The organism is bacterium (genome assembly GCA_041649255.1).
In the GTDB taxonomy this organism is placed as follows: domain Bacteria; phylum Hydrothermota; class UBA3073; order JACQXS01; family JAQTXJ01; genus JAQTXJ01.
This window is the reverse complement of sequence record JBAZNK010000026.1, coordinates 1-15,576: the sequence shown is the minus strand read 5'-3', so window position 1 is coordinate 15,576 and position 15,576 is coordinate 1. Positions and strand designations below refer to the sequence as shown.

Here is a 15,576-nt window from a genome sequence, read left to right as displayed (position 1 = left end):
GAGGAAAAATGAACCAACTAGAAAAAAAAGCAAATTCTATATTTAAAAAAATAAAATGTAAATTTCCTAATTTAAAAGTAAAATTAACTATAGAGGAAGAGGATGGATTTACAGATTATTATATTGTTGTAAATGATGAAAATATAATAAGAACTAAAAAATTTTGGGCATATTTAACTCCCATATATAACATGTTAAACGATAGGTTTATTCATATATATGCAGATAAATATTTATTTGAAGACGAGTGTGTAACTGAAGACGAGTATATCACTATAAAAGAACTTGTTAAAGTAGATTATTCACTAATAAAATCACAATTTATACCTCAACTCGTTAAAAATTCAATATGGGATACCTATTGTTGCGGTTCTAATATCAATATGGACATACAAAATAAATTTGCATTAGCAAGAGGAGCATAATGGAAGCAATTACATCAATGTTAAAGTTTCAGAATTATCATATTGAGGAAATTAAATTTATAACTTATAACGATTGTATCTATCCTAAAAAAGGAAGTCCGATTAATATTGACTTTAAGTGTAAGATAGCATCTTTTGAGAAAAAAGAAGATACATCTACAGTAGTTGTAGCATTGGAAATAGATTTATTTAAGGGTTATGAAAAACCACCTCTTTCATTAAATTTAGTTGTTAGTGGTGTTTTTGAGAGTAATGTTGAAAACAAAGAAGAATTTGCAAAAACATGGTTAAGTAATTGTACAGCTATACTTTTCCCTTATATAAGAGAAACGGTCAGTTATATTACTAAAAATTCTAATTTCCCACACCTATTGCTCCCAACTATCAATATAGTTGAAACCCTAAAGCAACAACAAAAGAAATAATTCCAAATAAAACTATAAAATACTTGGGGCTGCTTGTTAAAAAACTTTAGTTGTAACAGGTAAACTATCTTTTTTACTTAATATTTCCATTTTTCTCTTCGCCTGGAATCTTTCGGAACCATACCAAATTTATTTACTTATTCTATTATTCCTAGGTTTATAAATTTTTTTACCCTAGAGTTGAGAAAGTTTTTCTTGCAAAATCCAAACTCCAACTTAATATAGAAATATACTTTATTATGCAAATGGTTAGAAGTTTTGATTTAGAAAGTGGTTTTAAGGCGTAGGACACTATGAGTTCAAAAAAAGAACTATCGGAACGAGACATCTGTACAAAATTTATTTTACCTGCTCTTCTAAAGTCTGGATGGGATATAGAAAAACAGATTAGAGAAGAAGTCTTTTTCACAGCAGGTCGTATTTTGGGCGGAGGCAATAGAACTATACGTGGCGAGAAGAAATACGCCGATTTTATTCTCTATCTTAAACCGAATATTCCAATTGCTGTTATTGAAGCAAAAGATAATAACCATTCTGTCGGAGCAGGGTTACAGCAGGCATTAGGTTATGCAGAGATACTCGATATACCTGTTGCCTTTAGTTCAAACGGTGATGGCTTTATTCAGCATGATTCTTCCGGACTATCTCCGCTTATTGAAAAAGAGTTATCTTTAGGCAATTTTCCTTCACCGTCTGAAGTATGGAATATGTATAAAAAATACAAAAAGATTGAGACTTCTGAGCAGGAAGAGATTGCCTCGTTTGATTACTTTTTTGACGGTTCAGGACGCACGCCTCGCTATTATCAACAGATAGCTATAAATAGAACGGTAGAAGCGATAGCGCGCGGCGAAAATAGAATCCTTCTTGTAATGGCTACAGGCACAGGAAAAACCTATACCGCTTTTCAAATAATATACCGTCTTTGGAAGAATCGCAGGAAGAAACGAATTCTTTTTTTGGCAGACCGCAACATACTTATTGACCAAACTAAGCGAAATGACTTCAAACATTTTAAAGAAAAGATGACGGTTATAAAAAAGAAAAAAATAGACAAAGCTTTTGAAATTTACCTTGCCCTTTATCAGGGATTAACGAATTATAATGAAGATAAAGATGCTTACAGAGAATTCAGTCGAGATTTTTTTGACCTTGTAGTTGTTGATGAGTGTCATCGTGGAAGCGCAGCTGCTGATGGCGCATGGAGGGCGATACTTGATTATTTTAGTTCCGCAACTCATATCGGTCTTACTGCAACACCAAGGGAAACAAAAACAATTTCTAATATAGAATATTTTGGCGAACCTATTTATACGTATACACTAAAACAAGGCATAGAGGATGGATTTTTGGCTCCCTATAAAGTTATCCGTGTCGGGTTCAATACAGACCTTGAAGGTTGGCGTCCGGAAGCAGGCAAAACAGATAAAGACGGCAATGAAGTTGAAGACCGTCTTTATAATACTAAAGATTTTGATAAAAACCTTGTTATAGACGAGCGGACAAAGCTTGTAGCTAAAAGAGTTTCTGAATACTTACGTGCAACAAACAGGTTTGATAAAACAATAGTTTTCTGTGTTGATATAGAACATGCCGAACGGATGAGGCAGGCTCTTATTAATGAAAATCCCGATTTAGTAAAAGAAAACTATAAATATGTTATGCGTATTACAGGCGATGACGATGAAGGTAAACGCGAAGTAGATAATTTTATAAATCCTGAAGAGCGTTATCCGGTAATTGTTACGACATCAAAACTAATGACTACCGGTGTTGATGCGCAGACTTGTAAATTAATCGTTCTTGATTCCAATATAAAATCAATGACTGAATTCAAACAAATTATTGGTCGTGGAACTCGTATTAACGAGGAGTATGGAAAAACATTCTTTACTATTATGGACTTCCGTAACGTAACCAATCTCTTTGCTGACCCTGATTTTGATGGACCTCCTATAATGATTAAGCAAGTAAAGGCAGAAGAGGAAATAACAAAAGAAGATATTGGCGTAGAAGATAGCGGCACTATTAGTGACCCGGAACCCGAAATTCTTGTGGATTTTCCTCCGGTGTATCCCCCAGAAATAGTAAAAGGTGGTCCGATTATATCCGAACATCAACCAAAAGTTTATGTAGCCGGTGTATATGTTTCAGTATTAAACGAGAGGACTCAACATCTGGATGCTAACGGTAAGCTTGTAATAGAGAGTATGAAAGATTATACAAAAAAGAACATTTTGCAGGAGTTCCGTTCCCTTGATGATTTCTTAAACCGCTGGAATAGTGCGAATAAGAAAAAAGTGGTTATAGAGGAATTAGAAGCACATGGTATCATTATGAAAAACTTGATGACAGAAATTAAAAAAGATTTAGACGTTTTTGACCTGATTTGTCATATTGCGTGGGATATGCCTGCCCTTACCCGTAGGGAACGTGCTGAAGAAGTAAAGAAACGCAATTATTTCACTAAGTATGGCGCAAAAGCACAAGAAATTATCAATGCGCTTTTAGATAAGTATGCCGATGAAGGCATCGAGAATATTGAAGATCTCTCGGTATTAAGAATTGAGCCGTTTAATCAAATGGGCACTCCATCGGAAATCATTCAGATTTTTGGAGGGCGCGACCAATATCTGAATATCATTGAAGAAATGGAAACCAAGATTTATGCCGTAGCTTAAGGAGAGTGAATGGGTAATATTGGAAATATTATAAAATCATTACAGAACATTATGCGTAAAGACCCTGGCGTGGCTGGGGATGCACAGCGTATCGAACAATTGGGTTGGATGATTAGTCTTAAAATATTGGATGATAAAGATAAAGAACTTGAGATTATCAATAACAAATATGTATCCATTATGCCGAAGGATTTACAGTGGCGTAATTGGGCAGCTAATGACGAAGGTATGACAGGGGAAGAGCTTAAAAACTTTGTTGACGGCACTTTGATACCACAACTAAAAAATCTTGATGTAAGTACCGGCAATAAACGCGCTCTCATTATTCGTGAAATATTTGACGGCACTAATAACTATATGAAGAATGGAACGATTATTCGTCAGGTTATTAATGCGCTAAACCAAATTGATTTTAATAAGGCTGAAGACAGGCATATATTTGGTGATATTTATGAAACGATTTTACGCGACCTACAGAGCGCCGGGAATTATGGTGAGTTTTATACTCCACGTGCTTTAACGGAATTCATTACGGAAATGATTAACCCACGTTTAGGTGAAAAGGTCTTAGACCCTGCTTGTGGAACAGGAGGCTTTTTAACCAGCGCCATAGAAAACATTCGTAAGCAAGATGTCAAAGGAGTTGAAGGGCTCAAGACTCTTGAAAATAACATTTATGGTATGGAATTAAAACCTCTTCCCTTTATGCTTTGTGTAACTAATTTGATATTGCACGATATTGAAGTGCCAAACGTGGATTATACAGACAGCTTAAACCGCGAATACACTACTATCGGACAGAAGGAAAGGGTTGATGTAATCCTTACTAATCCTCCTTTTGGCGCATCGGTTGCGGATGGAGTTGAAACTAATTTCCCTCTGAATTTTCGTACTACTGAAAGCGCCGACCTTTTTTTAATGCTTATGATACGTTATCTAAAAGATGGTGGTCGTGCAGGAATTGTTTTGCCTGACGGGTCGCTTACCGGGGATGGTGTTAAACAGAGAATCCGCCAACACTTATTAGAAAACTGCAACTTGCATACGATTGTCCGCTTGCCAAATTCTGTTTTTCAACCTTATGCCAGCGTTGCCACTAATTTACTTTTTTTTGAGAAAGGCAAACCGACCAAAGAAATCTGGTATTGGGATCATAAACTACCTGAAGGTGCAAAAGCATACAATAAAACAAAACCGATTCAAAAAAGTGAATTTGAGGGGCTTAAAAAGTGGTGGAAAAAACGCAAGGAAAACGAACAGGCATGGAAAGTATCCATAGATACGATTGCATCAAATGGGTATAGCCTTGACATTAAGAATCCACATATTCCTGAAGAAGAACATGCCTATTCAAGTTCTGAGATTGTCCATATGATTTATGATTCATTTCGCAAAAGTGACAAGTTTCTAGATGTTTTAAAGAAGGAGCTTGGGGATGGCTGATTTGAAACGTGCTAAAATTGGAGAATTGTGTACTCTCGAGAAAGGTTCTACTGGATTAGCAAAAGCATCATCTGGTAAGTACCCATTGGTTACCACAGGGGCAGAACGCAAGACCTCAAGAGATTATCAGTTTGACACAAAAGCAGTGTGTATCCCACTAGTCTCATCGACTGGGCACGGTAAAAAAACTCTAAATTATGTTCATTACCAAGAAGGTAAGTTTGCACTGGGCACAATTTTGGCGGCTCTTATACCAAAAGATGAGAATGTACTCAGCCCCCGGTATCTTCACGCATATCTTCAGAAAAATAAAGACCGGGTTATTGTTCCTCTAATGAAGGGTGCGGCTAATGTTTCTTTGTCTGTACAGGCTATTTCTAATATCGAAATACCTCTTCCACCCGTTTGGAAGCAAGAAGAGATTATCAGCAAGATTGACAGTGTATCTGTTGAGCATAGGGATTTATTGAATGAATCAGATATTCAGATAACCCTTTTCGGAAAGCTTCGTCAAACCGTTTTGCAGGAAGCGATTGAAGGCAAACTTACTGCCGAATGGCGGAAACAGAATTTTGAATTGATTAGCGGAGATAATCATGCCTCAAAATTGCTTGAGAAAATCAAAGCCGAAAAAGAACGCCTTATCAAAGATGGCAAAATACGAGAAGGGAACCCCTTGTCACCTATAACTGATAATGAAAAGCCCTTTACTTTGCCTAATGGTTGGGTGTGGTGTAAACTGGAAGATTTAGTTTCACTTTTAGGGGATGGTCTGCATGGAACCCCAAATTATTCAAATAACGGAGAATATTTTTTCATAAATGGGAATAATCTAAATGAAGGAAAGGTTTTGATAAAGGACAACACTAAAAGAGTTTCCTTAGAAGAATATAATAAACATAAGAAAGAGTTAACTCAAAAAACCGTGTTAGTTTCAATAAACGGGACATTAGGTAACGTAGCATTATACAATAATGAAAAAATAATTTTGGGGAAAAGCGCATGTTATTTAAATCTGCTAACCGGTGTAAGTAAGTATTACATGATGCAAATAATAAAAACCAAATACTTTTTAATTTATGCTTCTGACAATGCCAGCGAAACTACTATAAAAAATCTTTCATTAAAAGGTATGAGGATGTTTTTAGTCCCGTTGCCTTCCATTGCCGAACAAGAAGCCATTGTTGAGCGAGTAGACAAGCTTATGGCTATGATTAATGAATTAGAGAAACAAGTAACCGAACGCAAAAATCAGTCCGAAATGCTAATGCATTCGGTTTTGAGAGAGGCATTTGCCGGATGAAAGATCAAAAAACTTTTAGAATTATTCGTAAAATCCGCAGAAAAGTTGCTCACTTGATTGAACCATCGGGTTTTGAACGTGACCCTTTTTGGGATATTCCTATTGATATAGGCATAAAGGGAGCAAATGAGCTTCGTAAAGAGTTGTGTATAGACGAGCAATCGTATCTCTTTGTTGCAGGACAATCACATGCAGATGCTCGAGCTTATGTCCTCTACACTGCTCTTGATGAAGTTCAAAAAACATCGATATATTTGATGAGTTTACGGGAATTATTACAAGACCCATTCCTTGTAACCCCTGGTGACCAACCTGGTCGCATAGTTCAAACACACACTTTTGAAGAACAGGAAACTCGGATAAGACGTCTTCTTGAAGTGTTGGTTATGTTGATTCTTTTTGACAAGACAAATGAGCAACCATATTACCGACATCTCCTTTTAATTGAACAACTCGAGGAATTTTTGTCTATGAATCTTGATCTTAAAGATTTCTATGGGGCACAGAGTATGAATATCGAAGATTCTATTGATAATCAAATTAACTGGATACAAAAGGTCGAGAGTGAGATAGACCTTCAAAAAGCATGGTATCTACGGGAACGTACTCGATTAAAACCAAGGAACGAACTTCGTCCGGGACAAATTTTAAGCAACATGCGAGGACGTATAAAAGATGCGACTATTATCATGCATGATAGAGAAAAATTACTCTTTGGTTTTAGTTATTTTGGTAGATACGGACATGCAAGTGAGATGATTCATTATCGCTCAAATAAAACTCACTCTTATTTAACCCCGAATCCAGAGAAAGATGCAGTATATGAGCTTTCGTTATTACTTATTTCCATACTTGATAGGTGTCATCGATTGTTGGGACGTCCTGAACTTCCTATTATGAAAAGAATTTTACCAATACTCGACCAGACGAAACCAACCTCTCTTGTTTATAATACAACTGTCCGCGATATACAGGTTGGAGATTTTGTGCTTGCATATAGTGACTTAGCCGAAGTTATCGAAGTAAAAGAAAGTAAATATGGTTATCGTTCATATCGAATTCGCTATTTAGCTGAAAAACCCAAACCAGAGATTCAGGAGGATTGGTTCCCTGCATTTTATGTTCAAAAGTTTTATACGCGTTCAATTTTTTTTGAGAAGCTTCAAAAAATGGTAGAGGAGGGACAATTACCAAGCAACACTATGGAGCATATAGAAAAATTAAGTAAAGATGAACTACAAACAATTTTACGTCAATCACTTGTACATACTTGGTCTGTCGGTTTAAAAACTTGGGTACATCAGAATAAGAAAAAACCAAAATAAGTAATGAGTTACAATAATAAAAATCATGAATGAAGAGGATCTAAAAAACAAGGTCGTTCTGCCTTACCTTGCTTCACTTGGGCTGGACCTATCCGAATTGTCGTTTGAAAAAACATTTAACCTGCAGTTAGGAAGAAATATTTATAAAAAAATCGGAGACAAAGAGTCTTTATCTATATTAGGGCGTTCAGATATTTTATGTCACCGTAATCACAAAAACATATTCATTATAGAGGTTAAATCTGATGAAGTAGATATTACCCAAGATGATATTGATCAGGGTATATCTTACGCAAGGTTATTAGATAATATTGCTCCTTTTGTATTGGTAACAAATGGCAAGAAAACAATTCTTGTTGACTCAATATCTAAAGAGGACTTAACAGGAAAAGAACTTGGCAAACAATCAAATTTTTGGCAAAAAGGTTGTAGGTTATCATCAGATGAAGATATTGAGATTAGGTATGAGGCGATGATAAGTTTTATTGGTTATTCCCCTGAAAACGTAAAAGCATTTTCAGAGTCACAAGTAGCACAAAGAATTAGTACTTTGATAGGGCATAGGAAAGATCTGAGTAAGAAATTCATCCCAGAACTCTTTGTTCCGCGGATAAGCTTATATACTGAATTTGAAAATTTTTTGAAAAGCTCCTATAAAGCGTTTTCAATCATTGGAGAATCTGGGGTCGGAAAAACAAATTGTATTTGTGATTTAGCTTTGGAATATTCCAATAAATCCTTAGTTCTTTTTTTTAATGCAACGTTATTAAACAAATCTCTTTTAAAAACTATTTGCTCAGATTTCAACTGGGCGTTCTCCACGTATACCGAAGACACACATATTTTCAAAAAACTTGAGGGGATTGCGAAGGTTTTACGTACTAAACTTATTATTTTCATTGATGCTATAGATGAATCAATGATTGAAAACTTCAAACTTGAATTAAGTGATTTTTGCTTGAATTTAAACCATATGGAAAATATTAAAATCTGTCTTACCTGCAAAATTCAACAATGGGAATCATTTTTATATGAGCGCGGGACTCAAACACATCTTTACGGTTCTATATATCCTGTAAATCAAACTCAAAGTGAAAAAACCTCAGATGATGTTTCCCAACTTCCTGGCTTTATGCTAAAGAGGTTTGATGATAAAGAATTGTCGGATGTTATAAAAAAGTATACAACAGTTTATAACCTGAGGGGAGAAATAAGTTCCGATTTAAAGAAAGAATTAAGATTAGGGTTCATGATTAAAATAGTAGCAGAAACATATCAAGGTGGTAATTTTCCAACGGAAGCAAAAGATTGTAATCTTCTTCGTAACTACTTGTATTCTATGTTAGAAAAATCAAAAAAACCTGACACATTAATATCTATCTTGCGTGAGATAGGAACTACGTTAATTGAAGAAGAGACAGCAAGTAAAAAGACATACGGAAGTATTGAGGAAACCTGTTTCAAAAAAAGGATCAATATGAATATTTCCGACGAACTACCTGAAGACCTCTTTTCGTATAATATCCTTGTTAAGAAAAAAGATGAGAATGGCAATGTTTTCATCGGCTTTTATTACACTATGCTGAGAGATTATATTATATGTGCTTTATCTTTTAAATTAGATACCCTATCGCCTGAAAAATTTAGGTGTATTCTTCCTACTTTTTTTAAAGGACAAATTGGCTTAAGTGTAATAAATTATTACAATTCGGTAGCTAACCATAAACACTTAGAAATTCTAGAAGAATACAAGGAAACAAGAATTTTATCTTTTCTAGAACAGTATAATGATTACTTAACAAATCAATTCCCAAATATCAGGGAAAAATTTGATCCAAAAACATTAAAAGAAATTGGTATATTAATCCCTAATAATCCCCCTTTTGTTTTGAACGAATATGCATTTTATCCAATGTGTGAAGAAAAGAGTAAACCAATCAAAGTATTAGAACGTTCAAAATTTTGGACTGATGAACCATTCTTATCATACAAAGCGACTGTACTGCATATGGGGAAGAGCTTCAAAACTATAGCCCCAAAAGAACAAGCAAAAGAAGCTATTATTCCACAGATAAAAAAAATCATCGAAAAAGGTTTATTAAACGAGACTAAATCTATAGAATTAATGATAGAAAAAGTTGTTAATATCTTATATTTTTATCATCGTCAACTCGGATATGAATATAATATAAATATTTCTTACTTGCCAAGATATGATAAAATCTTTCCTATAGATTTGAATGAACTGCAATCACGGGTTTATTTGTTTCTTGCCAGAGAATATTATAAAGATGAAGAAATTAACAATCTGATTAAGGCAGGAACAATAAAGGAGAAAAACAACGTCTATTCGTGGGATGATTCGTTAATTGATTATACTAAGATAAATAAACTAGCGGAAGAAGCTTTAAAAATAAAAAAGCCAATAACAGCATCTAACATACAAGGTAATTACCCACCATTTAAATATTTGGATGAGATTATTAATAATCTGAAATCAGTTGGAATAGAAAAAATAGAAAAGCCATTATTCCCAACCCCTGACATACCAGTAGAAGAAGTATTTAAGGAAGTATTTAAAAGAAGGGGAAATATAGGTTGGATACCTGACACAATACTTGCAGAATACAGCAGGGATAGAATAGTTGAATATGTAAAAACATTTTTTGAGGTACTTATTAAGACTTATAATAACATAGTAGAAACATGTTTTCCTCTTCAAAAAAATAATTTTGAATTATATAATGCCCAGCCAATCTCTATGTATATCAATATACAAACAATCTCGTCACAGGGTTTTAGTCTTATTTATGGTTACAAAAGAAATGATGCGAAAGAAAATGAATTTCAAGTCGATTATGAACAAATAAATTATAGTTCTCTGGAAGATAAAAAATTCATACACTATTGTGCACAGGATCTGTCATTATTATTTCATAAGAGCTACAATGAACTAGTTTTCGTACATGGATATAATACCGGCAAAATGAATGAGTTTTGTGTTTTAAGAAGTTGGGTATATGAATTACTTAAAGGAGAAATTAAGAATATTTCCCTGCCATAAACCTATCCGTCATTCCAAATAACTAAAAAGGGGAGTTACATCCAAACTTAATCTAATTTAGTTTTCCTCCTAATATTCTTTCCCTAGCTCCGCGTTTTCTTCTATTACAGTAGCTTCTGATTCCGGATACCCCGGGATATAATGAGGGGAATCTTCGTCAAAATACGAAGCAAACTTATCTTGCTTGAGAAATCCGGAATGTTCGATACTTGCTTCTTCCGGGCCCATTGTGGTAAGTTTGTATTTAAATTTATTCTCTACGAATTTCTGAATATTAATTTTCTGATAATCTATGCCGAGCATCTCCAAGATGAACTTTAACTCCGACTTTATTGCCATTCGGTAGTAGTCCTCGTTTTCCAATTTGGGCAACAGATGAGACCAGTCGGCAGTATCCATAGTACTGATGTCCCAGAAATAATGGAAGTATAACTCCAACACCTTAGTAGATATTTTCTTTGCAGAAGGATAGCAGGATTCATACAGTTCTGTAATTTCAGCAGGTTTTAATTGTTTCAGCGAAAGAATGTTTAGTACCAAGCTGTCATCGGTAGTAGCCAGTTTATAAGCAGTTTCCATATCATTGTTTTTGCCAGATTCAAACTCGTACATATCCATGAGGTTATACTTTTCCATAGCTTTGCTTAATACCTCTTTAGATAGCCCTGCTGCGTTTTGTAATGCATTCGGCAACTCTTTGTCAATGCCGTTATAGAAACGCTGTCTATATGCCTCTACGTCTTCTGCCGTCAACGTGGCGTGACAGAGGGCCTTAATACGACTCTTAATCTCTTCGACAGTAGTCTGGCGTAGAATCAGATATGTCAGGAAGTTATGGAACGGATACTCAAATCTTACAGTAAGACTGTCAACCATAATTTTTCAGAGAAGTTCGTTTTTTCAAAAAAAGATTTTCATTGATATTCCGGGTCTTTTCTGTATCCTTTCAGCTCATTATAAGTGCGGAACAGGGACTTCTCTGCAACTCTTTCGTATCTCTGAATCAAGTGTTTCTCTTCTTTGTTCAATGCAAGTCTGGGGCGAACAGATTTGTGAAATCCGTGCAAGCTATCTATGTCAGAATCAGCACGAGCACACCGCTGAAGTCTGAGAATGTGTAGGCATATCCTATCTACGAGAATAGCTTCAAATTGGTCGGCAGGGTTAAGGGTCGCGATAATGTCCTCTTTAAGCTTACTAAACTCCTCTTTTTCTTCATCACTCAAAAATATTCTATTCGTAAAGATGCCGTGTTTAACAGCATTAAGCCGAGTATTTGTCGTATCCTTCGGACCGCCACCCTTCCCCTGGTTATTGGCTTCGTTCATAAGAGTTCTTTTTGAAGTACCTGCAAAAGCTCTTTATTGTCGCTGGAAAGCATTGCAGTATAACAATTTTTATACGATTCGCTGTCCATGTAATCTATGAAGCATTGCCAATCCCGCTCTGTCATATTTGAACTATCAAAAAAATAATAGAAATAGTTATTTAAATCATCTTCCGTTAAATCTTTGAGCCCGGGATAAATTGCATGCACTGCTTCCAGTATTTCTTTTGTTGGCATTCCTCTAGCTTTAAATATGTTTATCCGAAGGGCAACTTTTGGGAATGTGTCCATAAGACTCACCATCCGACAGAGCCAACTATTCACAAATTGAGGTTTAGGCATATCACCCATAAATGGGGCTAATTCTTCTATTTCTAAAACTTTAAGACATTCTTTAAATTCCAATGTATTGCTATCGAGCTTGTTTATGAAAAAGTTTTCAACAGGCTCTCCCATTTTTGCCATCTCTTCTTCGAACTCCTTGTAAAATAAACTATCAGGGACCTTAAATCCAAAGAATTTATGTATTAATTCACTCTTGTCTTTATCGGAAGAACCGATAATAATTAAATACCGAAGATGCCTTTTAAACGGTATTTCGCGATGCAGATCCGGACGTGCAAAACGCATTACATCCACAAATTTCATTTCCTTCGGGTCCTTCTTTACTACAACCCTCTCATGCTCGAATTTCATATCTCCCCCTTTTTTCTAACATACTTGTTATCCTAAGTTTATCATATATGACAAGGTTGTACGGCTGTAGCAAAACTTGTCAATGCGAAAACGAATAAAAAAATTAAATAAAAAATTAACCCCAGATTTACGTAAATCTGTCTAACCTTTTTTACAAAATAGTCATTACCTATTACCCCAAAACTCCCAATAAATACAATGTTTTTTATGGTATAAGAATAGTAGAGAAGTAGATACTCCTCTGAAAATGGAGGTAAGCATGACATCCTTTCACGCTCAGTTTTTGCAAGAGCTCAAAAAAATAAAAGAAGAAATTCTTTATTCTATAAGACTGGATAAGGCTATTGATTGTGATAACTACGAAGACGTAGCGAGATTAAAAGTATATGAGAAGATAGAGAAAGCTTATTTGAAATTACAACAAGGAGGTAACAATGGGAACAATAGCAATAACCATAGGTAGTGCAGATAATGGTAATATTCTTGCCCGTGCTGATAAACAAGTAGAAGCAAGTATTTCACTGATGGATTTTGTAAAAATAGGAAACACTATTGGTAGAATCACCAGGATTACAGACAGCCACGATTACTCGACAGAAATTATACTCGTAAATATTGCCAAGAAGTGTTTATTAGAGAACTCAAATCCTACACCGCAGACTATGGGTATGTTATACAAAAGACTTGAAATAGAACCTCTCGGAACGGTGTATGACACAGGAGAACTCACAGAGTTCGAAGGTAACATCGGGTATTTTATGCCGGTGTTTGAAGCAAATGAAAGTGAGATTGCGAAACTTTATCCTAACCATAAAGAAGGCATAACAATAGGGAATATAGCTAGTGGGTATAAAAGTACAAACATTCCCTTTAAGTTGGATATAGATTTGGCTTTATCGAGGCATGCTTTAGTGCTGGGTAAAACGGGTACAGGTAAGACCAACTTTTTAAAAGAATTGATTGCATCTAACCTTGAACTTAAGTCTCCACTACCAATGCTCATATTCGGGCATCCGGATTTAGGAATGGATAACCCTAATGATAAAGGCACAAGGGGACTATCCGCATTAGGAGATGATAAGGTTGTGTTGTTTGGATATGAAAAAAGACTAAAATTATCTCCCGAAGAGTTAGCGCTAACCGATATATTTGAGCAGTTCCCGGATATGTCCACTTCAATGCGTGACCTATGGATGCACATGCAAACGAGGGAGCCAAAGAACTATATTGAAATATTGGCAAAATACAATCTAAACTCAGACCCTTACAAACTTCATAGGCAGCAAATTCCAGACCCTCAACACAAAGGGAAAAATATAACGGTAGGTATTGCTCCTATGGCAACAATTGATGCTGTAAGTAAGCAGGCTCGTGTGCTTGCTAACTATATTGATTCTAAAGTATCTCCTATTGTTTCTCAAATATTGATGGCGCTTAAACAAAGTAAAACCGTGTTAGTCAACACTTTTAACATGACCGAATACTACCAGGGGTTGTTTGTGAAATTGCTTTTGAATAGGCTTCAGCAAAGTGGAAAATATGCAATGCACAGAAAAGTATCCCAAAAATATCTTGTTGTCGTAGATGAGGCACAGCATTTCATAAAAACCTGTGGGGAGAAAATTGCCGAATTCGTGATGGAATGCAGAAAATTTGGAGTTACACTTTTGCTTTCAACACAGAGTCCTGCCTCTATTCCGGCAAGTGTTTATGGACAGATTTATTCTACTATCGCATTTCATTTGAACAAATCGGATTTAAAAGTATTGGTTGATTATTCGCCGTTACTTGAAGATTGCAAGTCAATGATACTACGACCTCCGTTGAATAAAACACTTGGCTTGGCGATTGCGCAAGTAGTGGATTACCCGTACCCCGCAGTAATCCGAGTCCCTCACTTTGAACGAAGGTTCAATAAATAATAAATAAAACGGAGGTAAATATATGACAGAGGAAGAACTATTAAATATTTCGATTCCAAGAGCCAAAATAAGTTCTAATCTTTCTACCGGTGAATTGCTGGATTTACAGGTAGATTACAGATTAGAAAAAAGTAAAGATGGACTTTGGTACCTTGTCGGCGAAGTCAATCCAACGGGAACACCGAAGGAAGATAGACTGCTACTTGCATCGGAAGAGGTCGTGGATATTATGGATGGCAGTTTATCAGTAGACGAATACTTGCAGGATGAGACTTTTCAAACCCACCAGAAGAAGTTAGCAGAGCGATTGGCTATGTCAGTTCTATCGGAGCAGGGAATGACTACAAATAGGGAAAGGTTTGACGTTACGCTTGAACCTTACATCTTACAGCAACACATCGTCCAAACGAAAGGCGAGAATCTACTCGCAGTTTTTGTGAAAGAATTAAAAAAATCAGATTGTTCCAAACCTATTCCGGTTCCGACTTATCTCAGTGTCACATCTCCTCAAGGGTTTATTCCTGACCCTCTGATATTAGAAAGTCTTGAGCAGCGGATTTATGAAGGTACCCCAGCAGTTGCATTATTGGGTCCAACGGGTTCAGGCAAATCTGCCCTTGCAAGATACATAGGTGCAAGGCTTAATAACGAAGGTTACGGGGTGCATATCATAGATGGTAATGCGAGACTTGAAGGAGACGCTTTGTTCTCCCGGGATGATTTTAACAAAGATGGGACTTTTGTACTTGAAGGCGTTCTGTGTAAGTTAGCGCGGGAAACTAAAAAACAGGGGATTAAATTAATAGTGGTCTTAGAAGAATATAATTCTTTCTCTGATGAAACACGGCGTGAATTTTACAGACTTTTTAGTGATGAGGATAGGTATTATACCATTCAATCCGCTAAGTATCAAAATTCAGAAGCTAAAGTAGATTTCTCCAATGTGCAATTTATTTTGACCGCAA

The 15,576-nt window shown here is 35.7% G+C and carries 13 protein-coding genes; 10 read left to right on the top strand and 3 right to left on the bottom strand.

All coding sequences use genetic code 11. The annotated features are described in order from the left end of the window. Positions 1-8: 8 nt before the first annotated feature. The 7 genes from WC614_13195 (at position 9) to WC614_13165 (ending at position 10,666) form a co-directional block, all read left to right on the top strand. A complete protein-coding gene (locus WC614_13195) occupies positions 9-425 on the top strand; it encodes a hypothetical protein (protein MFA5033957.1) in 417 nt (138 codons plus the stop codon). Beyond that, positions 425-850: a protein-export chaperone SecB gene (locus WC614_13190; protein MFA5033956.1), complete on the top strand. Its 426-nt coding sequence runs from the start codon at positions 425-427 to the stop codon at positions 848-850. Before WC614_13195 ends, WC614_13190 begins: the two co-directional genes overlap by 1 nt. Positions 851-1,143: 293 nt before the next feature. Further along, positions 1,144-3,531, top strand: a complete 2,388-nt coding sequence (locus WC614_13185; GenBank protein ID MFA5033955.1) for a DEAD/DEAH box helicase family protein — start codon at positions 1,144-1,146, stop codon at positions 3,529-3,531. A 9-nt stretch (positions 3,532-3,540) separates the two neighbouring features. Continuing rightward, the gene (locus WC614_13180) at positions 3,541-4,974 is read left to right on the top strand and encodes an N-6 DNA methylase (GenBank protein ID MFA5033954.1); all 1,434 of its coding nucleotides are present in this window, start codon (positions 3,541-3,543) and stop codon (positions 4,972-4,974) included. Next, on the top strand, positions 4,967-6,277 hold the full coding sequence (locus WC614_13175; protein MFA5033953.1) for a restriction endonuclease subunit S: 1,311 nt from the start codon (positions 4,967-4,969) through the stop codon (positions 6,275-6,277). The genes WC614_13180 and WC614_13175 overlap by 8 nt, the downstream gene beginning before the upstream one ends. Then, entirely contained in the window at positions 6,274-7,602 is a 1,329-nt protein-coding gene (locus WC614_13170; protein ID MFA5033952.1) for a hypothetical protein, read from the top strand. The genes WC614_13175 and WC614_13170 overlap by 4 nt, the downstream gene beginning before the upstream one ends. A gap of 25 nt (positions 7,603-7,627) precedes the next feature. Next, positions 7,628-10,666 carry a type I restriction enzyme HsdR N-terminal domain-containing protein gene (locus tag WC614_13165; protein MFA5033951.1) on the top strand — a complete coding sequence of 1,013 codons (3,039 nt, stop codon included), beginning with the start codon at positions 7,628-7,630 and terminating at the stop codon, positions 10,664-10,666. Positions 10,667-10,735: 69 nt separating this feature from the next. On the opposite strand, the gene WC614_13160 is transcribed toward WC614_13165, so the two are convergent. From WC614_13160 to WC614_13150, 3 genes are read right to left on the bottom strand one after another with little or no spacing between them, the layout of a single operon-like run. Further along, positions 10,736-11,542, bottom strand: coding sequence for a hypothetical protein (locus WC614_13160; GenBank protein ID MFA5033950.1), 807 nt, complete (start codon positions 11,540-11,542; stop codon positions 10,736-10,738). A 38-nt stretch (positions 11,543-11,580) separates the two neighbouring features. Continuing rightward, positions 11,581-11,994, bottom strand: a complete 414-nt coding sequence (locus WC614_13155) for a hypothetical protein (protein ID MFA5033949.1) — start codon at positions 11,992-11,994, stop codon at positions 11,581-11,583. Beyond that, on the bottom strand, positions 11,991-12,689 hold the full coding sequence (locus WC614_13150) for a hypothetical protein (protein ID MFA5033948.1): 699 nt from the start codon (positions 12,687-12,689) through the stop codon (positions 11,991-11,993). The genes WC614_13155 and WC614_13150 overlap by 4 nt, the downstream gene beginning before the upstream one ends. Positions 12,690-12,948: 259 nt before the next feature. On the opposite strand from WC614_13150, the gene WC614_13145 reads away from it, so the two are divergent. From WC614_13145 to WC614_13135, 3 genes are all read left to right on the top strand, one after another. Next, a complete protein-coding gene (locus tag WC614_13145; protein MFA5033947.1) occupies positions 12,949-13,152 on the top strand; it encodes a hypothetical protein in 204 nt (67 codons plus the stop codon). Next, positions 13,124-14,611, top strand: a complete 1,488-nt coding sequence (locus tag WC614_13140; GenBank protein ID MFA5033946.1) for a DUF87 domain-containing protein — start codon at positions 13,124-13,126, stop codon at positions 14,609-14,611. The genes WC614_13145 and WC614_13140 overlap by 29 nt, the downstream gene beginning before the upstream one ends. A gap of 22 nt (positions 14,612-14,633) precedes the next feature. After that, positions 14,634-15,576 (top strand): AAA family ATPase (locus WC614_13135; GenBank protein MFA5033945.1); only part of this gene is annotated, 943 nt, incomplete at its 3' end.